This is a genomic window from Micromonospora sp. RV43, from assembly GCF_001029515.1.
Classification (GTDB): Bacteria; Actinomycetota; Actinomycetes; order Mycobacteriales; family Micromonosporaceae; genus Micromonospora; species Micromonospora aurantiaca.
In genome coordinates, this window is sequence record NZ_LEKG01000025.1 from 1 (window position 1) to 23,566 (window position 23,566).

At 75.7% G+C, this 23,566-nt stretch carries 14 protein-coding genes and 1 riboswitch; of the genes, 11 read left to right on the top strand and 3 right to left on the bottom strand.

Annotation, left to right across the window (positions count from 1 at the left end; all coding sequences use genetic code 11):
• Positions 1–19: 19 nt before the first annotated feature.
• Positions 20–228, bottom strand: a riboswitch (cobalamin riboswitch).
• Positions 229–258: 30 nt separating this feature from the next.
• The gene (locus tag ABD52_RS08870; protein ID WP_047891489.1) at positions 259–825 is read right to left on the bottom strand and encodes a DM13 domain-containing protein; all 567 of its coding nucleotides are present in this window, start codon (positions 823–825) and stop codon (positions 259–261) included.
• 101 nt (positions 826–926) lie between these two features.
• On the opposite strand from ABD52_RS08870, the gene ABD52_RS08875 reads away from it, so the two are divergent.
• A complete protein-coding gene (locus ABD52_RS08875; protein WP_047891490.1) occupies positions 927–1,625 on the top strand; it encodes a response regulator transcription factor in 699 nt (232 codons plus the stop codon).
• 8 nt (positions 1,626–1,633) lie between these two features.
• Complete coding sequence (locus ABD52_RS08880; RefSeq protein ID WP_200905176.1) at positions 1,634–2,650, top strand: sensor histidine kinase KdpD; 1,017 nt, start codon at positions 1,634–1,636, stop codon at positions 2,648–2,650.
• Positions 2,651–2,659: 9 nt separating this feature from the next.
• Here the strand turns inward: ABD52_RS08880 and ABD52_RS08885 are convergent, their stop codons facing one another.
• Both ABD52_RS08885 and ABD52_RS40145 read right to left on the bottom strand, forming a co-directional pair.
• On the bottom strand, positions 2,660–4,297 hold the full coding sequence (locus ABD52_RS08885; protein WP_041784318.1) for an ABC-F family ATP-binding cassette domain-containing protein: 1,638 nt from the start codon (positions 4,295–4,297) through the stop codon (positions 2,660–2,662).
• Positions 4,298–4,415: 118 nt separating this feature from the next.
• Entirely contained in the window at positions 4,416–6,566 is a 2,151-nt protein-coding gene (locus ABD52_RS40145) for a hypothetical protein (protein WP_047891492.1), read from the bottom strand.
• An 81-nt stretch (positions 6,567–6,647) separates the two neighbouring features.
• Between ABD52_RS40145 and ABD52_RS08895 the strand changes: the two genes are divergently transcribed.
• The 9 genes from ABD52_RS08895 (at position 6,648) to ABD52_RS08935 (ending at position 23,543) form a co-directional block, all read left to right on the top strand.
• Positions 6,648–7,412 (top strand): thioesterase II family protein, encoded by a 765-nt coding sequence (locus tag ABD52_RS08895; RefSeq protein WP_235437410.1) that lies wholly within the window; start codon positions 6,648–6,650, stop codon positions 7,410–7,412.
• A gap of 161 nt (positions 7,413–7,573) precedes the next feature.
• The gene (locus ABD52_RS08900) at positions 7,574–8,587 is read left to right on the top strand and encodes a class I SAM-dependent methyltransferase (RefSeq protein ID WP_047891523.1); all 1,014 of its coding nucleotides are present in this window, start codon (positions 7,574–7,576) and stop codon (positions 8,585–8,587) included.
• Entirely contained in the window at positions 8,584–11,229 is a 2,646-nt protein-coding gene (locus tag ABD52_RS08905; RefSeq protein ID WP_235437411.1) for an amino acid adenylation domain-containing protein, read from the top strand. The genes ABD52_RS08900 and ABD52_RS08905 overlap by 4 nt, the downstream gene beginning before the upstream one ends.
• Positions 11,210–12,361 carry a hypothetical protein gene (locus ABD52_RS08910; RefSeq protein ID WP_047891494.1) on the top strand — a complete coding sequence of 384 codons (1,152 nt, stop codon included), beginning with the start codon at positions 11,210–11,212 and terminating at the stop codon, positions 12,359–12,361. The genes ABD52_RS08905 and ABD52_RS08910 overlap by 20 nt, the downstream gene beginning before the upstream one ends.
• The gene (locus tag ABD52_RS08915; protein WP_047891495.1) at positions 12,358–13,713 is read left to right on the top strand and encodes a DUF6002 family protein; all 1,356 of its coding nucleotides are present in this window, start codon (positions 12,358–12,360) and stop codon (positions 13,711–13,713) included. Before ABD52_RS08910 ends, ABD52_RS08915 begins: the two co-directional genes overlap by 4 nt.
• Positions 13,710–16,073 (top strand): non-ribosomal peptide synthetase, encoded by a 2,364-nt coding sequence (locus tag ABD52_RS08920; RefSeq protein ID WP_047891496.1) that lies wholly within the window; start codon positions 13,710–13,712, stop codon positions 16,071–16,073. The genes ABD52_RS08915 and ABD52_RS08920 overlap by 4 nt, the downstream gene beginning before the upstream one ends.
• Positions 16,070–17,719, top strand: a complete 1,650-nt coding sequence (locus tag ABD52_RS08925) for a polyketide synthase (protein WP_047891497.1) — start codon at positions 16,070–16,072, stop codon at positions 17,717–17,719. Before ABD52_RS08920 ends, ABD52_RS08925 begins: the two co-directional genes overlap by 4 nt.
• Complete coding sequence (locus ABD52_RS08930; protein WP_047891498.1) at positions 17,716–21,231, top strand: non-ribosomal peptide synthetase; 3,516 nt, start codon at positions 17,716–17,718, stop codon at positions 21,229–21,231. Before ABD52_RS08925 ends, ABD52_RS08930 begins: the two co-directional genes overlap by 4 nt.
• A complete protein-coding gene (locus tag ABD52_RS08935) occupies positions 21,228–23,543 on the top strand; it encodes a lantibiotic dehydratase (protein WP_047891499.1) in 2,316 nt (771 codons plus the stop codon). Before ABD52_RS08930 ends, ABD52_RS08935 begins: the two co-directional genes overlap by 4 nt.
• The last annotated feature ends 23 nt before the right edge of the window (positions 23,544–23,566 follow it).

Below are 23,566 nucleotides of genomic sequence, written 5' to 3' on the forward strand. Positions count from 1 at the left end.
GTCGACGGCGGCGCGCACCGGTGGTACGCGCGACGCGGGCAGGTCTTCGGACTCGCGGGCGTGACACGAGGTCGCCTACTGGCCGTCGCTTCCCAGGCCGGTGGCCCAGTGCTGTTGACGGCTGTCGTTCCCACTCACCGCTGCGGGGCAGTCCCGGATTCCCACCGGGTTCCCTCTTACGACACCCGGCCGTCGCCGACCGGGTGAACCAGCGCTTCCCGCAGCGTAGACCAGCGTCCGAGGCCGGCGGCACAGGCGTCAGGCCGGCGCCGATCCCGTCACAGCGGCAAGCGGCGCCGCGCCGAACGACACCGCGAACCGCTTGCACCAGATCGACACGCTGCGCAGACCGTCCAGGTCCACCGACGCCGGGATGTCGTACGCCTGGTCGCCGATGTTGCCCTTGAGCCGGCCCAGCTCGACCCAGCGGCCGTCGTCGAACACCTGCCAGCCGGCCCGGCCGGGCAGCACCTTCCGGTCGGTGAGCCACACCCGCAGGTCCGGCCCGTCGGAGGTGTCCAGTCCGCGCAGGAGCAGCTGGCGGCGGCCGTCGGCGAGACGGACGAGCTGCGCCCGGCCGGACGTGGCGTGCTCGTGGGTGACGAAGTCACCGGCGGCGAGCACCACGTCGGCGGGGGCCGCGCCGGTCGGCGACGAGCCGGTCGTGCCGGCCGGCGCCGGTGACGGCTCCGCCACAGTGGGCAGCGTCTCGCGTACCTCGCGGTCGGTCACCAGCCGCCACGGCTGGAACAGGTACAGGCTCACCCCGAGGCCGGTGACGGCCACGACGGCCAGCACCGACGACACCACACGTCTTCTGCCCATGCTCCGACGGTAGGCGCGTAGCCGGCGGAAAGATCTTTCCGTCCGCTTACGGGTCGACCGCGGGCCGCCGCACCGGGACGCCGATGGGTAGCGTCTGGCCCATGGGGCGCTACGTGCTCGTCGTCGACGACGACCGGACGGTGAGCGACGTCGTCCGGCGCTACCTCGAACAGGACGGCTGCCGGGTCCGGTTGTCCTTCGACGGGCCGGACGCGCTCGCCGCGGCCGAGGAGGAGCCGCCCGACCTGGTGGTCCTCGACCTGATGATGCCGGGTCTCGACGGCATCGAGGTGTGCCGGCGGCTGCGGCGCCGGCTGCCCGGCCTGCCCGTCGTCATGCTCACCGCGCTCGGGGACGAGGCCGACCGGGTCGCCGGGCTGGAGGTCGGCGCGGACGACTACGTGACCAAGCCGTTCTCGCCCCGTGAACTTGTGCTGCGCATCCGGTCGGTGCTGCGGCGCGCGGCCCCGCAGGACCGGGGACCGACAGGGGTGCTGCGCGACGGCGACCTCACCGCGGACACCGACCGGCGCGTCGCCGAGCGCGGCGGGCAGCCGCTGTCGCTGACCGTACGGGAGTTCGACCTGCTCGCGTTTCTGCTCGCGAACCCGGGACGCGCCTGGTCGCGGGCCGAGCTGCTGGACCGCGTGTGGGGCTGGCGGTTCGGCGACCAGTCCACAGTCACCGTCCACGTCCGGCGGCTGCGGGAGAAGATCGAGGACCACCCGGCGCAGCCGCGCCGCATCGTCACAGTGTGGGGCGTCGGTTACCGGTACGAGCCGTCGGCGGCGTCCCGGTGAACGAACTGATGGTCATCGGGCTCTACGCCCTGCTCGCCGGCGCTGCGGTCGGCGCGCTCGGCGTCGGCGCGCTGCGGCTGGTGCGCCACCGGTCGATCCTCGCGCACATCGCGGTGCTGCTCGCGGTCACCATCGCCTCGGTGACGGCGGGCGTCACGGCCGTCGCCCAGGCCATGTTCCTGTCCGCGCACGACCTCCAGGTCGTCCTCGTCACGGTCGCCGCGTCCGCGGCGCTCAGCCTGGCCGTCGGGGTGGCGTTCGCCCGCCGCCTCGCCCAGGCGGCGGTCTGGGCCGACCAGGCCCGGCAGCGGGAACGGCAGCTGGAGGCGGGCCGCCGCGAGCTGGTCGCGTGGGTCTCCCACGACCTGCGTACGCCGCTGGCCGGGCTGCGGGCGATGGCGGAGGCGCTGGAGGACCGGGTGGTCGACGAGCCGGCGGCGGTGGCCGAGTACCACCGCCGGATCCGGGTCGAGACGGACCGGATGACGCGCCTGGTCGACGACCTGTTCGAGCTGTCCCGGATCACCGCCGGAGCGCTGCGGCCCGCGCTGTCCCCGGTGCCGCTCGGCGACGTGGTCTCCGACGCGATCGCCGCCACCGCGCCGCTGGCCGCCGACCGGCGGGTCCGGGTGCTCGCCCCGGAGACCGGCTGGCCGACCGTCCGGGCCGCCGAGGCCGAACTCGCCCGCGTCGTGACGAACCTGCTGGTCAACTCGGTGCGGTACACGCCACCGGACGGCACTGTTCGCATCGACGCCGGACGGGACGACGCCGACGCGTGGCTCGCCGTCTCCGACACCTGCGGCGGCATTCCGGAGGCGGACCTGCCCCGGGTGTTCGACGTGGCGTTCCGGGGCACCCGGGCCCGTACCCCCGCACCGGCCGGCGCCGACGAGGCGGCACCGGCCGGCGGCGGGCTGGGTCTGGCGATCGTGCGCGGACTGGTCGAGGCGCACGGCGGGCGGGTGCACGCGCACAACGTGACCGGCGGGTGCCGGTTCGTGGTCCGCCTGCCGGCGGCCTGACCGGGCCGGTCAGCCGGCGTCCGGGGGACCGGTCTCCACCAGGCGACCGTCCGCCAGGCGCAGCCAGCGGCCGACGTCGATCGCGGCGAGGAACCGCTCGTCGTGGCTGACCACCAGCAGCGCGCCCCGGTAGGCGTGCAGCGCGCTCTCCAACTGCCCGACGCTGACCAGGTCGAGGTTGTTCGTCGGCTCGTCGAGCAGCAGGAGCTGCGGGGCCGGTTCGGCGCCAAGCACGCACGCGAGCGTGGCGCGCAGCCGCTCCCCGCCGGAGAGCACCCCGACCGGAAGGTGCGCGCGCGGGCCGCGGAACAGGAAGCGGGCGAGCAGGTTCATCCGTTGCGCGTCAGGGGCCTGCGGCGCGAACGCGGCCAGGTTCTCCGCCACGGTACGGTCCAGGTCCAGCAGGTCCAGCCGCTGCGACAGGTACGCGATCCGGCCGTCCGCGCGGGTGATCCGGCCGCTCTCCGGCTCCAGATCGCCGTCGATCAGGCGCAGCAGCGTGGACTTGCCCGCGCCGTTGTCGCCGAGCAGGGCGATCCGCTCCGGACCGCGGATCGTCAGGTCGACACCGTCGGCGGCGAACAGCGACCGCTCACCGTGCCGGACCCGGACCCGTTCGGCGGTCAGCAGCGTGCGTCCGGCCGGGACGGTGGTGGCGGGCAGCTCCACCGTGATCGTCTTCTCGTTGCGCAGCGCCCGCTCGGCCTCGTCCAGCCGTGCCCGGGCGTCGTCGACCCGCCCGGAGTGCATCTCGTTCGCCTTGCCCGCCGCCACCTGCGCGTCCCGCTTCAAGCCGCCGGCGACGATCCTCGCCAGACCCGCGTTCTTCAGGTTCCGGGCGGCGTTGCCGGCTCGCCGGGCCGCCCGTTCGCGGGCCTCCTGCAACTCCCGCTTCTCCCGCTTGAGGTCCTGTTCGGCGCTGCGGACGTTCTTCTCCGCCACCTCCTGCGCGGCCCGCACGGCCGCCTCGTACGAGGTGAAGTCGCCGCCGTGGAAGCGCATCTCACCGCGGTCGAGTTCGGCGATGCGGTCCATCCGGTCCAGCAGAGCCCGGTCGTGACTGACCAGCAGCAGACAGCCGTGCCACTGTTCCAGCACGTCGTAGAGCCGGTGCCGGGCGCCCAGGTCGAGGTTGTTCGTCGGCTCGTCCAGCAGCAGCACGTCGGGCTGCTTGAGCAGTTGCGCCGCCAGGCCGAGGGAGACCACCTGCCCACCGCTGAGCGTGCCCAGGCGCCTGTCGAAGGCGAGGTCGCCGAGGCCGAGCCGGTCGAGTTGCGCGCGCGTGCGCTCCTCGATGTCCCAGTCGGCGCCGATGGTGGTGAAGTGCCTCTCGTCGGCGTCGCCGGCCTCGATGGCATGCAGCGCCGCGATCAGCGGTGCGATCTCCAGGACCTCGGCCACGGTGAGGTCGGCGGCCAGCGGCAGGCTCTGCGGGAGGTAGCCCAGCACGCCGTCGACGGTCACCGACCCGGCGGCCGGGCGGTACTCGCCGGCGATCAGCTTGAGCAGCGTGCTCTTGCCGGCGCCGTTCGGCGCGACCAGTCCGGTCCGGCCGCCGCCGAGGGTGAAGGAGAGGTTCTGGAAGACCGGGGTGTCGTCCGGCCAGGAGAAGGTCAGGTTCGAGCAGACGACGAAGGAATCGGACATCGGGAAGACGACCTCGAAGATGAGGGCGGGCGGACCTCAGCCGCCCGGCGGGGGACACGGTCTCGGGGTACGACGACACGACCACGGCGCTCGCCTGCGGTCGGTCACATGTCCGGTCTCACCCGGAGATGTCGTCGTCACCCGCCATGTCTGGTCTCCCTGCCTGCCTGATCGCCACTGGATCACTCCGGTCCACCGTAGCACCGGCGGTGGTCGCCAGGCGGTCCTGCAGACGGGCGTGCCGGAACTGGTAGACCGGCCCCACCGTGCGCAGCACCGACCGGCGGTGCGCGTCGTCGAGGAACCGGAGCAGCCGCAGCGGCGCCACCCCGGTACGGCGCAGCTCGACCATGACGAGCAGGGCGCGCCAGGTCTGCGAGGACGTCACGCCGAGCAGGAAGCCGCCGACGATGCCACAGGCGATGCCACCTTCTGCCGACCCGGCGAGCCGCCCCACCAGGCCACCCAGGACACCGAGCACGGACCCGAGCCAGAGGCCGCCGCCCACCGCGGACCACAGGTCCCGCCGCCAGGACAGCCGCGACGACACCGGGTCGTCCTCGCCCGCCGAGCCGGCCATCGCCAGGTACAGGCCCAGGGAGAGGCAACCGAGAAAACCGGTCGCGGTGAAGGCGAGGAAGACCGGGAAGGCCCGGCCGGACCCGATGCCTGTGACATCGGCGCACGCGGCGACGAGGAGCCCGAAGAAGCCCAGGAACAACGCACCGGTGAGCCCGGCGCCGAGCACGCTCTCCATCCGCTGACGGCTGACGACCCGGCTCCATCTGATCCGGCGGAGCCGCAGCGGACGCCGGCCGATCAGCACGTCCCGGGACAGCTTGGCGGTGAACGTGAGCACCAGCCCGAACGCCAGCCCGGCCAGGACGCCGAACGCCGGCCCGGCGAGCAACCCCGCGCTCAGTCCGGCGCCGAGACCGGTGACGAGCACCGTCGTGACCGCGTACAGGTCCCAGGAGGTGAACGACGCCAGGTGCCACCACACCAGATCGCGGCTGCCCGCCCGGTTCATCAGGTGGGCGAGGTGACCGAGCCAGCGCGCCGCCTGCGCGGCCGTGTAGCGCGGCTCCGGCACGCCGGGCTGGACGGCGTACGCCGCGGGAAGCACCCGGTCGAGCAGGGCGTCCTCCACCGCCTCCCGGCTGTGGTAGCTGTCGAGCAGCTCCGCGGCATCGTCGTCGGTGGTCACCGTGTCCCGGAACAGGCTCAGCATCAGCGGGCTGCGCAGCGCCTGCGCGACGGGACTCTCAGGCCGGTCGCGCACCTCGTCCACCAGCCGCTGCCACCCCGGCGGCAGCGGCTGGGTCCGGCTCCGGGTGACGTACGCGGCGATGTCCGCGCCGGTCAGCGGTTCCAGCTCCAGGGCGGCGGCGCCGGAGAGGTGCCGGGCGGCGGCCACCGCCTCCACCAGCTCGCGGCTGCGGGTCGTCACCACCAGCCGGAACGTGGTCTGGACGTCGAGCGCGCGCAGGGCGACCGGTCGCAGGTCCGGCGGCAGTTCGTCCAGCCCGTCCAGGAAGAGCGCCACGTGCCCACCCGTGACGAGCCGGCGGGCCGGTTCGAGCCCGCCGAGGACATCGTGATCGGCGGCCAGCCGGGCGGCCAGCCAGTCGGCGACCGGTTGCCGGCGCGGATCCCAGCCGGACACGGTCAGCAGCACCGGCACGGGTACCCGTGCGCGTTCCTGCTCCGGCAGGCGCTGCCGGTGCTCCAGCGCGTCGATCAGCAGCAGGACGACCGCTGCCGACTTGCCCGCCCCGGGCCGGCCGAGCAGCAGCAGGCGGCCGGAGCCCAGGCCCGCGTACACCCGGAACAGGTCGTGCAGGTCGCCGTGGGCGAGGTCGGCCGCCCGCACCGGCGGGACGGCCGGCAGGGGCGGGAACCGGACCAGGTCGCCCTCGGTCGCGGCGGCGTCCACCGGCCCGGTGACCGGCCGGTCCGACCACCGCCAGTGGACCCGGATCGGAACCGGCGCCCACAGCCCGCGCTCGGTCGCCGCGCGGCTCCACTGCGCGAGGACGGCGGCGGCCAGCTCGTCGGCCGCCCGCTGCGCCTCGGGGCCGGGGCGGCGTGCGCCCCGGTGGTTGCGCCGCCACAGCCAGCCCAGGATCGGGCCGCCGGCCGCCAGGACGGCGAGGACCGACTGCAGCAGGGTGAGCTGCCGGTCGGTGGCGTTCGGCAGCCAGGCGACCGATGCGCCGAGCCCGGCCGCGACGAGCATCGCCAGCACCGACCAGACCCCCCGCCGCATCCCGGTAGTGTGCCAGGCGGCCGGCTGTCCACACAGGCCCGTCCGCCGAGCCGGGAGTGTTCCGGCCCTATGCTCCTGGCCATGTCCCAGGTGAGTGCGAGCCGCTGGTTCGGGCCGGCCGGGTCCTCGACCGGCGACGCCCAGGTGTTCGTCTTCCCGTACGCCGGCGGCGTCGCCGCCTCCTTCGCGCAGTGGCAGGAACTGGCCGCGCCGGAGCTGTCGGTGCAGGTCGCGCTGATGCCGGGCCGGGGCGCCCGGCTGCACGAGCCACCCGTGGACGACCTCGCGGAGCTGGTGGACGCGCTGGCGACAGCCGTCGTCGAGCGGGCGTCCGGGCCGTTCCTGCTGTTCGGCCACAGCCTGGGGGCGCTCGTGGCGTTCGAGGTGACGCGGGAGCTGCGCCGCCGGGGCGCGCCCGCGCCGCTGGCGTTGCTGGTCGGCGGCGCGGAGGCGCCGCAGACCCGGCTGGTGCGGCGGCGCGTGCACGACCTCGACGACGCCGGTCTGATCGAGGCGCTGCGCGACTTCGGGGCCACGCCGGCCGCGCTGCTGGCCGACCGCGACCTGATGGAGCTGATCCTGCCCGGGGTACGCGCCGACTTCGCGCTGTCCGAGCGGTACGCCTACCGTCCGGAGCCGCCGCTGGAGGTGCCGGTGCACGTGCTGCTCGGCGACGGGGACGAGCACGTGGACCGGGACCGGGCCGCGGGGTGGGCCCGGGAATGTGTCACCGAACCGCGATGCCACGTGTTTCCCGGCGGGCATTTCTTCCTTACCGACCATCTGCCGGAAATCATCGACCTAATGCGACACATCGTCGCCAGTCACACCCCTGTGGCGGAATAGGCGACAAAGAACGGGTAAGGACTCGTACCCGTACCGGACCTTCCACAATGTCCGGTATTCGACCTGGTGAACGGCCGAGAAGCGGTGTTAAAGTTCGCCATCCGTTCGCCGAAGGGACGTCGCTGACGAGGCGGCATACTGTCGCGTGCGCCGAGGTGTTCATGAGCCGGCCGTACCTTCCGTCCCTGGTCCTGCGCGATTACCTGCACACCGTGGCGACCCTCCACCCGCAACTGCGCGAGCTGCTCGACTTCGGCCGCCCCGGCGCGGACGCGGCCCTCGCGGAACTGGCCGGCACGGTCAGCGAGTTCGACACCGACTCCACCGGCCGGGGCGATTCCTACCGCCGGGCGCAGCGGGACACGCTCGTCCGCTGGACCGGCATGCGGCGGCTGCTCGACCTCGCCACCCCGGACGCCGCCGCCCCGGTCACGCTCATCCTCGACGTGCTCGGCGGCGACGGCACTGTGGCCCGCGCCGCGAGCAGCCAGTCCGCCTGCTTCGAGTCCAAACTCGCGTTCATCACCGGCGACCTGTCCGGCCACATGGTCGACAAGGCACTGGCCCACGGCCTGCCCGCCGTCCGCCAGGCCGCGCACTTCCTGTTCCTGCGCGACGCCGGCGTGGACGCGGTGCTGCTGGCGTACGGCACGCACCACATCCCGGCGGCCCGGCGGCCGCAGGCGGTGGCGGAGGCGGCCCGGGTGGTCCGCCCCGGCGGCCGGATCGTGCTGCACGACTTCGACGAGTCCAGCCCGATGGCCGGGTTCTTCGGCGAGGTGGTGCACCCGCACGCCGCCGGCGGCCACGACTACCGGCACTTCAGCCGCGCCGAGCTGACCGGCCTGTTCACCGCGGCCGGGCTGCCGGTACGCGTCGTCGACCTGTACGACCCGCTGATCGTGCGCGCCGACAGCGCCGAGTCCGCCTCCGCGGGCATGCGCGACTACGTCGGCGACATGTACGGCGTGCGCGACTACTTCGCGACGCTCACCGACGACGAGGTGTGGCAGCTCCTGACCCGCCACTTCGACCACACCGGCTACCTGGCCGGGATCGGCCGCGACGACGTGCCGGCCCGTCCGCTGGTCTACCGGGCCGACGGGCAGTTCGTGGCCGAGGTGCCCCGGATGGCGATCGTCGCGGTCGCGACGAGGACGCAGGTAGCGCCGTGACCGGCCCGCGCTACCTGACCGGTCCGCGCTACCTGACCGACCTGGTGCACCGGCCCGCCGGCGCCGACGGCGACCGGCCCGCGATCGTCGGCCCGGACGGCGAGCTGGGCTACACCGCGTTGTGGGAGCGGGTCGGTGCGACGGCCGACCTGCTGCGCCGCGCCCGCGTGCGGCCGGGTGACCTGGTGGGCCTGTACCTGCACCGGTCCGCCGACTACGTCACGTCGTTGCTGGCGACGCTCGCGGTGGGCGCGGTGGCGGTCCCGATCGACCCCGAGCTGCCCTCCGGCCGGGCCGAGCAGATGCTCGCGGCGGCCGCGCCCCGGCTCGTCCTGTACGCCGACCGTCCGCCCGCCGTCGCCGCGCCCGCGTCCACCGGGTGGCGGGACGTGCGTACCGCGCGGGCCGGGTCGACGGCCGACCTGACCGATCGCACCGGCTGGCTGCCGCCGGGTGAGCACGCCGCGCTGGTGCTGTTCACCTCCGGCTCCACCGGCCGGCCGAAGGGTGTCGTGCTGCACCACGCCGGGCTGGTCAACCGGCTGGCCTGGGGCCACGACCGGTTCGGATTCACCGCCGACGACCGGGTGCTGCACAAGGCGTCGATCGGGTTCGACGCGTCGGTGCACGAGATCCTCTCGCCGCTGATCGCGGGCGGCGCCGTGGTCGTCGCCGTGCCGGGCCTCCAGTTCGACAGCCTCGGGCTGGTCCGGCTGATCCAGCGGGAGGCGGTCACCACCGCGCACTTCGTACCGACCATGCTGCGGCACGTGCTCGACGAGCCGGAGTTCGCCGGCTGCGTCACGCTGCGGCGGGTGCTGTGCGGCGGCGAGGCGCTGGACATGCGGCTGGTCCGGCGGTTGCGCGAGCTGCTGCCGTGCGGGCTGTTCAACGGGTACGGCCCGAGCGAGACCTCGATCAACGTGTCCTACTGGGACTGCGCCGAGCCGTACGCGGGCAGCATCGCCCCGATCGGCCGGATCATCGACGGCGTCACCGCCCACGTGCTCGACGACGACCTGCGCCCGGTGCCCGAGGGCGGGACCGGCGAGCTGTGGATCGGCGGGGTCGCGGTCGGGCTGGGCTACCTGCGCGACGCCGAGCGGACTGCGGAGCGCTTCCGACCCGACCCGGCGCGGCCGGGCGCGCGGCTCTACCGCACCGGTGACCTGGTGCGGATCGCGCCGCAGGGCTTCCTGGAGTTCCGCGGCCGGGCCGACGACCAGGTCAAGATCCGGGGGGTCCGGGTGGAGCCGGGCGAGGTGGCAGCCGTGCTGCGCGAGCATCCGGCCGTGCACGACGCGGTGGTGGTGACAGTCCCCGACGCCGAGGACGGCCCACGCCTGGTCGGGTACGTCGTGCCGCAGCCCCGGCAGGCCCCGGCGGCCGGCGGGCTGCCGCGGTTCCCGCTGCCGAACGGCATGGCGGTCACCGCGGCGTCGCCGGACGAGGCGGTCTTCCTCTACCGGCAGATCTTCGACCAGGCCGAGTACGCCCGTTTCGGCGTCCGCGTCGGCGACGGCGCCGTGGTCCTCGACGTCGGCGCCAACATCGGGCTGTTCTCGCTCTGGGCGTCCCGGCAGGCGCGCGACGTGCGGCTGGTGGCGGTCGAACCGAACCCGGACACACTGCCGTACCTGCGCGCCAACCTCGGCCTCTACGCCGGGTCCGCGTCGGTCGTCGAGGCCGCCGTGACCGACGCGGCGGGCACCGCCGAGCTGACCTCGTTCCCCGAGCTGAGCTACCTGTCCGGCCTCGGCGCCGACCGGGCCGGCGCCGCCTCCGACCTGGTCCGGTCGCACTACCGCCACGGCGGCGGCGACGCCGACGAGACCGAACAGGCAGCGCTCCTGGCGGACGCCCGCCGCCGCCTCGCCCCGGTGGCGCACGTGGTGCCGACTGTGACGCTGTCGGACCTGCTGGACCGCTTCGGGCTGGACCGCGTCGACCTGCTGAAGATCAACACCGAGGGTGCCGAGCTGAGCGTGCTGCGCGGGCTGCGCCCCGAGCACTGGCCCCGCATCCGCCAGGTCTGCCTGGAGGTCGAGCGCAGCAGCGTGACCACGCCGCGGGTGCGCGAGCTGCTGTGCGCTGCCGGGTTCGAGGTGCACGACATCGGCGACTGGAACGTCGGCGCGGACGCCGACGTCAGCTACGTCTACGCCGTACGGCCGCAGGACCCGCCGCCCGCGGCGACGCCCCGGGACGAGCCCGCCGACCACCTGCTGACCACCGGGCTGCTCCAGGGCTACCTGGCCTCGGCGCTGCCGCCCGCGATGCGCCCGGACCAGATCGTCCTGGTCGACCGGCTGCCCCGCCTGCCCAACGGCAAGGTCGCGCGGCTGGAGCTGCCACCGCCACCGCCCCGGCCCACCGGCCCTGCGGCGGAACCCGGCGGCGGCGCCCTCACCGACCGGTTGCGCGAGGCGTGGCGGGCCACGCTCGGCGTCGACGCGGTGCACGACGACGACACGTTCGTCGCGCTCGGCGGGCACTCGCTGACCGCGCTGCGGATGGCGCTGCGGGTACGGGAGATGGCCGGGCTGGAGGTGTCCCCGGCGAGCTGTCTGCGCGCCGGGTCGTTCGCCGACTGGGTCGACCGGGTCACGGAGGCGGGACGCGATGTCAGCCCGGTCCGCTGACGCGCGGCACGTCGTCGTGGTGGGCGCCGGCCGGCTGGCCCGCTCGCTGTGCCACGCCCTGGCCGCGACGCCCACCCCGGCGCCGCTGCGCGTGACGGTCCTGGCCCGCGACCCGGACGCGGCCCACGCGCTCGCCCGCGCCGCGCGGGTGCGCGCCACAGTCGCCGGAACCCCCGTCGCCGTCACCGCCCGGCCGTTCACCGCCGAACCCGGCGCCGACCCGGGGGAGGGGTACGCCGCCGACGCCGCCTCGATGGCCCGGCTCCGGCCCGACGTGCTGGTCTGCGCCGCGTCCGCGCAGTCGCCGTACGAGCGGGTGGTGGCGCCGTCGGCCTGGACGGACCTGATCGCCGCGGCCGGCTTCGGGGTGACGCTGGCGTTGCAGGCCGAACTGGTGTCCCGGCTGGCCGTCGCGCTGGCCGGCGGCGTGCCCGGCGCCACGCTCGTCAACGGCGCGTTCCCGGACGCGGTCAACCCGCTGCTCGCCGCGCTGGACCTGCCGGTGCGCTGCGGCATCGGCAACGTGGCGACGCTCGCCGCGTGCCTGGACGCCGCGCTCGGCCGTCCCGGCCAGCGCCGGCTGGCGGTGCTCGGCCACCACGCCCACCTCGCCGCGCCCGGCCCGGACGACGAGGACACCGCCGAGGTACGCGCCTGGCTGGACGGCCGGCCCGTCCCTGATGTCACCGGGCTGCTCGCCGGGTACCGCGCGCTGCCCCGGCCGGAGCTGAACGCGCTCGCCGGGCACGCCGGGGCCGCGCTGGTGGCGGCGCTCGCCGCCGGCGAGGAGGTGACGGCGAGCCTGCCCGGCCCGCTGGGACTGCCGGGCGGCTATCCGGTCCGGCTCACCGGCGGCCGGACCGAGCTGCGGCTGCCGGCCGAGCTGCCGGTGGCGCAGGCGGTCGCCTGGAACACCGCCGCCGGGCGCCGCGACGGCGTCGAGGTCGGCGGCGGCCACGTCCGCTACCCGGAGCGCGCCCGGGCGGCGCTGGCGGCGTACCGGCCGGACCTGGCCGGCGGCTGGCACGCGAGCGAGCTGCCCGAGATCGCCTGCCGGTTCACCGCCCTGCGTGACCATTTGCGAACGGTGCCGCCGGCGCCGGCCCGGAGTGTGTTGGAGGAAGCCCGATGACAGTGACCACCCCGGCCACCCGCAACATGATCACCGACTACTACGACGTCATCGCGTCGGCGGTGCGCCGGTGCGGCGCGGTCCCCGGCGACGCGCCCGGCACGCCCGGCTTCGCGCCCGGCTTCGACCTGCCCGAGCTGACCCCCGCGGTACGCGAGTTCTACGCCGCCGCCACGGTCAGCTGGTCCCCGCTGGGCCACTACGGCGGGCACGACCTGACGATGCTCGACCTGACCGCCAACCCGGGCACCCGGACCACGAAGACGTTCGCCTCGATGGTGATCGTCGCCCGCGCGGTGGAGCACATCCGGCGTACCGGCGAGCGGCTGTGCATCGTCACCCCGACCTCCGGCAACAAGGGCGTGGCGCTGCGCGACTCGGTGGCGCGCGCGTACGCGGCCGGGCTGGTGACCCCGGAGCAGCTGTCCATCGTGGTGCTGGCCCCGGCGGCGACCCGGCACAAGTTCCGCCACGACGCGCTCGCCGCCGATCCCGCGACCCGTGCGGTCAACCCGCTGCTGCGGTACACCGGCGCGGATCCGGAGGGCGTGAAGGCGCTCGGCCGCGCGTTCGTCGACGAGTACGCCGCCACCGCGTACGACAAGCACGGCGTCACCCTCTGGTACACCCTCGACCTGCGCAACTACCTGGTCGCCGACGCCGCCCGGGCCGCGTTCGAGGCCGACGTGTCGCCGGCCACCGGTTCCCGCTGGCACGCGCACGCCGTGTCCAGCGCGTTCGGCCTGCTCGGCTACAACCTGGGTCGTGACGTGCTGGAGGCGGCCGGCGACGCCGACCCGGCCGACCGCCCCGGTTTCCTGCTCGTGCAGCATCTCGGCACGCCGGACATGGTGCTCAGCCTGCGCCACGGCTCGTTCGAGCGGGACCACTGCCCGGCGTACACGCTCGACGAGAGCCGGGGCGTCTGGACGCAGGACGCCGACCTGCGCTTCCCGGCCGTCACCGACGACCCGGCCGAGGTGCTCGACCCGACGTTCTACACCCACCGGCCGGTGACCTCCCCGGCCATGAACGCGCTCGTGCGGCGGCACGGCGGCGACGGCATCGTGGTGTCGCGGCGCGAGTGCGTCCGGCGCTACCCGGTCGCCCGGCAGTGGCTCGCCGACGCCGGCCTGACGCTGCCCGAGGACCCGGCCCGGCTGCGGGAGTGGTCGATCCTGATGGCGCTGACCGGCGTCTGCAACGCCGTCGACCGGGGCCTGGTGCCGGCCGGGTACGAGATCGTGGTGCACGGCACCGGCAGCTACTGCGACGACTTCCGGATCGCCGAGCCCGACGCCGAGGTGTCCACGCTCGCCGACGTGGTCGCCGCCGTCCTGGACCAGCGGTGAGCCCGTCCCCGCAGCCGCTCGGCCCGCCGCCGCGGCTCGCCGCCCGGGCGCAGGCCGCGGGCGTCGACCCGGCCGCCGTCGTCCTCACCGCCACGGCCCTGGTGGTACGCCGGTACACCGGATCCCCTGTGGTGACGCTGCGGCACGGCGACGACCCGGTGACGCTCGACCTGACCGCCGACGCGCCGATCCGGGAGTTGTGCCGCTCGCTGTGCCCGGCGCCGCCGGACCAACCGGTCGACGCCACCGTCGAGGTGAGCCCCGACCTGGCCGGCGTCACCGTGTCCGGGCTGCCCGCCGCGTACGCCGACGACCTCCGCGCCGACCTGGCCGAGTTCCTGTCCACGCTGGATCCGAACGCCTCCTCGGCGGGGGTCCTGCCGTCGGCCAGCTACGAGCGGCGTCCGGCGCCGGACCTCTGGCGGCTGCACGGCGGCGACGGCACCGAGGCCGATCGGGTCCGCGGCGACACCATCCCGGCCGCGCTCGCCGCGGCGGTGCGGGCGTACCCGGAACGGCCGGCGGTGCTCGCCGACGACGCGACTGTGACCTACCGGGAACTCGGGGCGGCAGTCGCCGCGACCGCCGAAGCGCTGGCCGGGACGGGTGACGTCACGGCGCCGGTGGCGGTGCTGTGCCGCCACGGCGTCGCCACGATCACCGGCATCCTGGCGGCGCTGGCGTCGGGGTCGCCGTACGTGCCGCTGGACCCGGCGTACCCGGCGGCCCGCCTGGCCGCGATGCTGCGCGACGCAGGCGTCCGGGCGATCGTCGCGGACCCCGGCCACGAAGGGCGGGCCGCCGCGCTCGCGGCCGACGCCGGGCTGGAGCTGCGTGTCGTGTCGTTGCGCCGGGGCGAACCCGGCGTGCCGGTGCCGTCCGGGCCCGCGCGCCCGGACGACCCGGCGTACGTGCTCTACACCTCCGGGTCCACCGGGAAGCCGAAGGGCGTGGTGCAGAGCCACCGCAACGTGCTGTTCGGCGTCCGCAACCACGTGCGCAACTTCGCCGTCCGGCCGGACGACCGCACGAGCGTGCTCACCTCGTTCGGCTACGACATGGCTGTCACCGACACGTTCAGCGCGCTGCTGTCCGGCGCCGCCGCCGTCCCGGTCGACGTCCGCACGCACGGCCTCGGCCACCTCACCGGCGCGCTCGCCGACCGGGGCGTCACCGTCTACCACTCCACCCCGACCGTCTTCCGGTACGTGGTGGCGAGCCTCGGCGGGCACGGGCGGCTGCCGTCGGTCCGCGCGGTCGTCCTCGGCGGCGAGGAGGTCACCCGGCACGACGTGACGCTGGCCCGGCGGTCGTTCGCGCCGGGCGTGGTGTTCGTCAACGGGTACGGCACCACCGAGATCAGCTTCGCCGCGCAGCACCACCTGCCGCCGGACGCCGACCCGGGGCGCGCAGTCGTGCCGATCGGGCATCCGTTGCCGGGCGTCGAGGTGGTGCTGACCGACCCGGCCGGACGCCCGGCCTGCCTCACCGGCGAGGTGGTCGTGCGCACCCCGCACGTCGCGCTCGGATATCTGGGCCTGCCGGAGCTGACCGCGGCCCGGTTCACCGAGCAGGACGGGGTGCGCGCGTACCGGACCGGTGACATCGCGCGGCGGCTGCCCGACGGCATGCTCGTCTACCTGGGCCGCGGCGACCGGATGGTGAAGATCCGCGGCTACCGGGTGGAGCTGGGCGAGATCGAGGCCTGCCTGGCGGCGCTGCCGAGGGTGGCCCACGCGGCGGTGGTGGCGCGGCGGGGCGCGTCCGGCGCGGGCGAGCAGGAGATCGTCGCGTACGTGGTCGGCGCCGCCGGGACGCACGTCGAGCCGGGAGTGCTGCGGGAACGGCTGGCCGGTGTGCTGCCGGACTTCATGGTGCCCCGGGCGGTGGTGGCGGTGCCGGAGCTGCCGATCGGCCCGACCGGCAAGCTCGACCAGGCCGCCCTGCCCGACCCGGACGCCGGCCGCCCGGACGTCGGAGGGCCGCACGCGGGGCAGCCGGCCGCCGGACGCCCGGATGCCGGGGGACCGCCGGCCGGGCCGGTCGAGCAGACCATCGCCGCGGGCTGGTGCACGGTGCTCGGACTACCCACTGTGGACCGCCTGGTGAACTTCTTCGAGGCGGGCGGGCACTCGCTCCAGCTCGCCCTGGTGCAGGGGTACCTGGAGGAACACCTCGGCCGCCGGGTGCCGCTGGCCCGGCTGGTGGAGTTCCCGACGGTGGCGGCGCTGGCCGCGTACCTGGAGACGGCCGGGGACGCTTCGGGCGTACCGGAGGACGGCCGGCTGACCGCGGTCGGACGCCGGATGGCCCGCCGCGCCGCCGCGCGGGCCGCCGGCGGCGGGGAGGGACGGGCGTGAGCGAGGACGACCGGATCGCGGTGGTGGGCCTGTCCTGCCGGGTACCCGGCGCGGACGACGCGCCGGCGCTGTGGCGCAACCTGCTGTCCGGGGTGGACTCGGTGCGCCGGACCCCGGCCGGCGAGGGCGTGCCGGGCGGACCGGACTGGGTACCGGCGTTCGGCCGGCTCGACGACCTGGAGGGTTTCGACGCGGACCTGTTCGGCTGTCCCGCCGCGGCGGCGGCGCTGCTCGACCCGCAGCACCGGCTGTTCCTGGAGGTCGCCTGGCACGCCCTGGAGGACGCCGGGATCGACCCGGACCGCGACCCGGCCCAGATCGGCGTGTTCGCCGGATGCGCACCCAATCGCTATCTGCACCACCACCTGCTGGGCAACCCCGCGCTGGCACCGGCGGCGGGCACGCTCGCCGAGGACTGGGACGACGCGCTGACCGGGTCCGGCTGCGACTACCTGCCGACGCGCACCGCGTTCGCGCTGGGGCTGTCCGGCCCGGCCGTGGCGGTCCAGTCCGCCTGCTCGACCTCGCTCGTCGCGGTGTGCCAGGCCGGGCAGAGCCTGCTGGACTACCGCTGCGACGTGGCGATAGCGGGCGGCGCGGCGGTGGTCTCCACCCGGCAGGCCGGGTACCGGCTGCGGCCGGGCGGGCTGCTGGCCGCCGACGGGGTGTGCCGCCCGTACGACGCCGCCGCCACCGGGCAGGTGTTCGGCAACGGCGCCGGGGCGCTGGTGCTGAAGCGGCTCGCCGACGCCCGCGCCGACGGCGACCACGTGTACGCCGTGCTCGCCGGGTGGGCGGTGAACAACGACGGCGCCGACCGGCCCGGCTTCACAGTGCCGGGCGTGTCCGGCCAGGCGGCGGTGATGGCGGAGGCGCTGGCGTCGGTCGGCTGGGACGCGGCCGACGTGGGCTACCTGGAGGGGCACGGCACCGGCACGCCGGTGGGCGACGCGATCGAGGTGGACGCGCTGGCCCGGGTACGCCGGGGCGCCCGCGCACCGCTGCTGCTCGGCTCGGTGAAGGGCAACCTCGGCAACCTGGACGCCGCGGCGGGCGTGATCTCCCTGATCAAGGCCGTGTACGTGGTCCACGCCGGGCAGGTGCCGGGTACCGCGCACTTCACCGCCGCGCACGACGACATCGACCTGGCCGCCGCGGGCGCCGAGGTGGACGCGCAGACCCGGCCGTGGGCCGGGGAGCGGCGCGCGGGTGTCAGCTCGTTCGGTCTCGGCGGCACCAACGCGCACGTACTCGTCGAACCCGCGCCCGCGACGGACGCGCCGGATGCCGGGGCACCCGGCCCGGTGGTGCTGGGGCTGTCCGCGGGCAGCCCGGCGGCGCTGCGGGAACTGGCCCGGCGGCTGGCCGTCCGGCTGGCCGACGGCGACCTGGCGGTGGCCGACGTGGCGCACACGCTCGCGGTGGGACGGCGGCGGCTGGCGTACCGGGACGCGGTCGCCTGCGCCGACGCCGGGGAGGCGGTGGCCGGGTTGACCGCGCTCGCGGCCGGCGACCCGGTCGACGGCGACGAGGCAGTCCGCGCCTGGCGTGCCGGTGCCGGCCTGCCCGTGCCGCCGGGCCGGCGGGTGCCGCTGCCCGGCTACCCGTTCCGGCGGACCCGGCACTGGATCGAGGCACGACGATGACCGCCGGCGACGATCAGCGCGACCAGCGGGTCGGCCCCGAGCTGCCCTACCCCGAGGTGTGCCTGCCCGACCTGGTCGCGGCGCACGCCCGGCGGCGTCCCGGCGCGCCGGCCGTGGTGCAGGGCGACCTGACGCTCAGCTGCGCCGACCTGGTCGGCCGGGCCGCCGCGCTGGCCGCGTCGCTGCGGGACCACGGCATCGGCGCGGACGACCTCGTCGGCGTCTGCGTGGACCGCCGCCCGGACCTGGTGGTCGCGCTGCTCGGCGTGCAGGCGGCCGGCGCCGGGTACGTCCCGCTCGACCCGGCGCTGCCGCCCGGGCGGTTGCGGGAGCTGGCCGCCGAGGCCCGGCTGCGCGTCGTCGTGGGTACGCCCGCCGCCGAGACGTTCACCGGCCGCACCGTGCTGGACGTCCCCGCCGCCACCGCGCCCTGGCAGCCGACCCCGGCGACGCTCGCCACCACGGCGTACGCGATGTTCACGTCCGGGTCGACCGGGCAGCCCAAGGGCGCGGTGATCGAGCACCGGGCGCTGACCGAGAAGGTCACCTCGATCGCGGGGTTCTCCGGGTTCGACACGGCGACCCGGTGCCTGGCGTTCGCCTCGATCGGGTTCGACGCGTCGGTGGTCGACATGCTCGCCCCGCTCGCCGCCGGGGGCACAGTCGTGCTCGCCGGTGACGCCGAGCGGGCCGACCCGACCCGGCTCTACCGGATCTGCGCCGAGCAGGCAGTCGACGTGGTGGTGTTGCCGCCGCCGATCCTGCCGCTGCTGGACCCGGACCGGCTTCCCGGCGTACGGCTGGTCATCACCGGCGGCGAGGCCACCGGCCCGGAACAGGTCGGCCGCTGGACCGCGGGTGGGCGCCGCTTCATCAGCGTGTACGGCCCGACCGAGGCGACGGTGCTGGTGACCTGGTTCGAGGGCAGCGGCGACTGGACGCGGCCCATCCCGATCGGCCGGCCCGCCGCCAACCACCGCATCCACCTGGTCGACGACGAGCTGCGCGAGGTCGGCCCGGGGGAGATCGGCGAGGTGCTCGCCGGTGGTCCCGGGCTCGGCCGCGGATACCTGTTCGACGCCGCCCGTACTGCGGAGCGGTTCCTCCCGGACCCGTTCTCCGGCCGGCCGGGGGAGCGGCTCTACCGCACCGGCGACCTGGCCCGGTGGCTGCCGGACGGGAGCCTGGAGTTCCTCGGCCGGGCCGACCGGCAGGTGAAGATCCGCGGGCAGCGGATCGAGCTGGGCGAGGTCGAGGCCGTGTTGCGCCGCCACCCGGACGTCGACCTGGCCAGCGTCCAGGTCCGCGCCGGCGCCGGCGGTCAGGAACTCGTCGCGTACGTGGCCACCGGCCTCGACACCGCCGAGCTGCGCGACTACTGCGCCCGGCTGCTGCCGCCCGCCGCCGTACCGGCCCGGATGCAGACGATGCCCGCGCTGCCCATCACCATCAACGGCAAGATCGACACCGAGCGGCTGGCCGAGCTCGACGTCGCCGGACCGGCTCCCGTGCCGTCCGGCGAGCCGCCCGCCACCGGCACCGAACGCCTCGTCGCGCAGGCGTGGGCGGCGCTGCTGGACGTGCCCACTGTCGGCCGCGACGACGACTTCTTCCACCAGGGCGGGCACTCGATCACCGCGATGCGGCTGGTCGCCGACCTGCGCGAGCGGCTGGGCCGCGACCTCGCCATCGAGGACGTGCTGGTGGGGCGGACGCCACGCGGCATCGCCGCCCGCGCCGACGCCGCCGCCGGAACCGGCCCGGCCGACGCCGCCGCCGTCCGGGGACGGCCACCGGCGCTGTCCCCGGCGCAGCAGCGGCTGTGGTTCCTCGACCGCTACTTCCCGGCCGCCGCGTCGGCGTACAACGTCGCGTTCGCCGAACGGATCACCGGCCCGCTCGACGTGGCGGCGCTCGCCACGGCGCTCACCGCCGTCGCGGACCGCCAGCAGATCCTGCGCTGGCGCATCCCGGAGCGTGACGGCGTGCCGTACGCGGTCGCCGACCCGTCCACACCGGTGCCGCTGCCGGTACGTGACCTCGCCCCGGGCACGGACCTCGCCGGCCACCTCGCGGCGAGCGCCGCCACGCCGTTCGCGCTCGCCACCGACACGCTGTGGCGGGCCGAACTGATCCGCACCGGCGACGACGAGCACGTGCTGGCCGTCTACGCCCACCACGCCGTGTTCGACGGCTGGTCCCAGTCGCTGTTCTACGCCGACCTGGCCGCCGCGTACCGGGCCGCGCTCGGGGACGGGCCGCCGCTGCCGCCGCTGCCCGCCACGTACGGCGACTACGTGGCCTGGCGCGCCGACCGTGCCCGGCGCCGCGCCGCCGCCGACCTGGACTGGTGGCTGGACCACCTGACCGGGGCGCCTGTGGTGCTGCGACTCCCCGGGGGACGGGACCGGCCGGCCGAACAGACGTACACCAGCGCGACTGTGCGTACCCGGCTGGACCGGGCCGCCACCGCCGCGCTCACCGACCTCGCCGCCGGGCTCGGTGCGACCCCCGCCGCCGCCGTGCTCGCCGCGTTCGCGCTGGTGCTGGCCCGGCGCACCGGCCTACCCGACCTGGTGGTGGGCACCCCCACTGTGGACCGGCGGGCCGCCGACTTCGAGGCGATGGTCGGCTTCTTCATCGAGATCGCGCCGCTGCGGCTGCGGCAGACGCCCGGGGCCGGGTTCGCCGCGCACGTCCGCGCCGCCTGGGAGGAACTGCTCGCCGCGCTCGCCCACCCGGAGGCACCTGTCGAACGCATCGTCGGCGGCCTCGGGCTGGGCGGCCTGCTCGACCGCAGCCCACTGGTGCAGGTGCTGTTCAACATGTACACGTTCGACGAGCCCCGGCTGGACCTGGCCGGGCCGGCCGCCGAACCGGTGCCGGTGCCCGCGCCCGGCTCACCGTTCGACCTCACGCTCTACGGCATCACCCGGGACGGGCGGCTGCGCGTGGAGATCGTCTTCAACCCGGACGTCTACGGCGAGACGCTGATCAGCGACGTGCTCGCCGACGTCGAGCGGTTGCTGCGGGCCGGCGCCGCCGACCCGGAGCGGCCGGTGGCCGAGCTGCCCGCCTGGACCGCCGTCCCGGCCGGAACGGCCGACGGCGTGCCCCGGGCCGCCCGGGTGAACCGGACCGGAGGCCGCGCCGGGGTGCCCGCCGCCCGCCCGGCCACCGCCACCGAGCGGCGGATCGCCGCGGTCTGGTGCGACGTGCTCGGCGTACCGGAGGTGGCCGCGACTGACAGCTTCTTCGACGTCGGCGGCGGCTCGCTCGCGGTCGCGGTCGTGCAACGGCAGCTCAACCGGCTGCTCGGCACGAACCTGCGGGTCGTGGACCTGTTCCACCACCCGACCGTCCGCGCGCTCGCCGCGCACCTGGACAGCCTCGGTGCGGCGTCGTCCGGCGAGGACGCCGAGGACGAGGCGGTGGAACGCGCGGCACGCCGGGGCGCGCTGCGCCGCCAGCGGGCCCAGCGCCGCCCGGTGGTGGAGGAGGAGCCGCGGTGACGTACCTGGTCCCCCTCGGCGACACCGGCTGGTCGGTGTGGCGGGACGTGCTGCTGCGCAGCGCCGGGTTCCCCGCCGACGGACTGGACCGGTTCGCCGCGCCGGACTGCGCCGACGCCGCCGACCGGCACCTGAACGGTGACCTGGACGAGACGGCGTTCACCACCGCGTACGCCACCGCCGTCCGGGCGTCGTCGGCGGCGCTGTGCGGGATCGCCGCCGACCCGCTGTTCCGCGAGGCCGTCGCCTGGCAGAACCCGGAGGCGCTGGTGGCGCTGGACGGGCTGCTCCGCGACGGCCCGGACGCACCCCGCAACGTCCGCCGCCGGGGCCGGGAGAACGTCGTCGCCGGGTACTGGCAGCGCTACGTCGCCAAGTGCGAGACCATCGGCTTCTTCGGGCCGGTGTGCTGGGGCACCGTGGCACCGGGTGCGCCCGGCGTCACCGCCGTGCCCGGCCCCGGGCTGCTCCGTCACCGCGCCGTCCACCTCGAACACTGGGCGCTCGCCGCGTACGCGGACCGGCTGGCCGCCGACCCGCAGGTCCGGCAGTGGCTGGCACCGGTCCGGGCGCCGCACGTCCACCTGGAGGGCCGGGTCGTGCACCGGCCCGCCCAGCGCCCGGAACCGGTGTCGCTGAGCGAGTCGATCGCGCTGTGCCGGTGCGACGGCACCCGCCCGGCCCGGGAGGTCGTCGACGATCTGGTGCGTGACGGGCAGACCGGCGTACGCCGCGCCGAGGAGGGGTTCCTGCTGCTCGCGCAGCTCGTCGAGCGAGGGCTGCTGCGCTGGGACTTCGACCTGCCGCAGGGCTTCGCCGCGCAGGACCACCTGCGGGAGCGGATCGCGGCGATCGGTGACCGGGAGTGCCGCACGCGGGCGCTGGACGGGCTGGACCGGCTGGCCGCCGCCCGCACCCGGGTCGCCGACGCCGCCGGTGACCCGGCCGCGCTCATCGGCGCGCTGTCCGCGCTGGACGCCGAGTTCACCGCGCTCACCGGGCTGCCGCCGCGCCGCCGGGCCGGGCAGAACTACGCCGGGCGGGCGCTGTGCCACGAGGAGACCGCACGCGACGTGGACCTCACGGTCGGCGGCGGCCTGCTCGACTCCCTGGCCCCGGCGCTGGACCTGCCGCTGCGGGCGGCACGCTGGCTCACCGCCGAACTGGCCACCGCGTACGGCGACGCGCTGCGCGACCTGTACGACGACCTCAGCGGCGACGGACCGGTCCGGCTCGGCGACCTGTGGTTCGTCGCGCAGGGGCCGCTGTTCGGGCCCGGCGACCGGCCGGTGGACCGGGTCGCGGCCGAGTTCGCCGCCCGCTGGGACCGGGTGCTCGGACTGGCCGGACTGCCCGAGGGAACGGCCCGGGTGGAGTTCGGCGCGGCCGAGCTGGCGCCCCTGGTGGCCGACCGGTTCCCGGCGACCCGCCCCGGCTGGAGCGCGGGCCGGGTGCACAGCCCCGACCTGCAACTGTTCGCCGAGTCACCCGAGGCGCTGGCCGCCGGCGAGTTCGGGGCGGTGCTCGGCGAGCTGCACGCCGCGTACGCCACGTTCAACGCCGAGCTGTTCACCCACTGTCACCCCGACGTGGACCGGCTGCGGCGCGCGTACGCGGCCGACCTGGGCCCGGGACGGCTGCGCCCGCTCTACCCGGTCGACTTCCCCCGCGTCGGCGGGCGGCTGTCCGCGTCCCTGCACGGGCCGGACGACCACCGGCTCGCGTTCGCCGACGCGCCCGGCGCGCCGCGCGACCGGCTCGTGCCGGCGAACGCGGCGATCGTGTCCGAGGTGGACGGCGTCCTGGTGGCGACCGGCCCGGACGGCACACGCTGGCCGCTGGTGGAGGTGTTCTCCGACCTGATCGCGGTGCACGCCGGTGACGCGTTCAAGCTGATGACCGACCGCCCGCACAGCCCCCGGGTGACAGTCGACCGGCTGGTGCTGGCCCGGGAGACCTGGCGCACCACTGTCGGGGCGACCGGCCTGGCCGACGCCGTCGACCAGGCGCGGCGCTACCTCGCGGTACGCCGCTGGCGGGCCACGCTGGGCCTGCCGGAACGGGTCTTCGTCCGGGTGGCCACCGAACTGAAGCCCACCTACGTGGACCTGACCAGCCCGCTCTACGCCAACCGGCTCTGCCTGCTGCTGCGCGCCGCCCGGCGGGCCGGCGGCGACGACGTGGCGGTGACCGTGTCGGAGCTGCTGCCGGCGCTCGGGCAGGCGTGGCTGCCCGACGCCGCGGGCCGCCGGTACGTGAGCGAACTGCGCCTGCACATCAGCGATTCGGCCGAGCCGGAGGTCATGGCGTGAACGAGACAGTGGAGCCGATCGCG

Excerpts from the sequence above, each read along its gene's own strand:
- ABD52_RS08870 (WP_047891489.1), bottom strand. The coding sequence starts at position 825 with ATGGGCAGAAGACGTGTGGTGTCGTCGGTGCTGGCCGTCGTGGCCGTC.
- ABD52_RS08875 (WP_047891490.1), top strand. The coding sequence starts at position 927 with ATGGGGCGCTACGTGCTCGTCGTCGACGACGACCGGACGGTGAGCGAC.
- ABD52_RS08880 (WP_200905176.1), top strand. The coding sequence starts at position 1,634 with ATGGTCATCGGGCTCTACGCCCTGCTCGCCGGCGCTGCGGTCGGCGCG.
- ABD52_RS08885 (WP_041784318.1), bottom strand. The coding sequence starts at position 4,297 with ATGTCCGATTCCTTCGTCGTCTGCTCGAACCTGACCTTCTCCTGGCCG.
- ABD52_RS40145 (WP_047891492.1), bottom strand. The coding sequence starts at position 6,566 with ATGCGGCGGGGGGTCTGGTCGGTGCTGGCGATGCTCGTCGCGGCCGGG.
- ABD52_RS08895 (WP_235437410.1), top strand. The coding sequence starts at position 6,648 with ATGTCCCAGGTGAGTGCGAGCCGCTGGTTCGGGCCGGCCGGGTCCTCG.
- ABD52_RS08900 (WP_047891523.1), top strand. The coding sequence starts at position 7,574 with ATGAGCCGGCCGTACCTTCCGTCCCTGGTCCTGCGCGATTACCTGCAC.
- ABD52_RS08910 (WP_047891494.1), top strand. The coding sequence starts at position 11,210 with ATGTCAGCCCGGTCCGCTGACGCGCGGCACGTCGTCGTGGTGGGCGCC.
- ABD52_RS08915 (WP_047891495.1), top strand. The coding sequence starts at position 12,358 with ATGACAGTGACCACCCCGGCCACCCGCAACATGATCACCGACTACTAC.
- ABD52_RS08930 (WP_047891498.1), top strand. The coding sequence starts at position 17,716 with ATGACCGCCGGCGACGATCAGCGCGACCAGCGGGTCGGCCCCGAGCTG.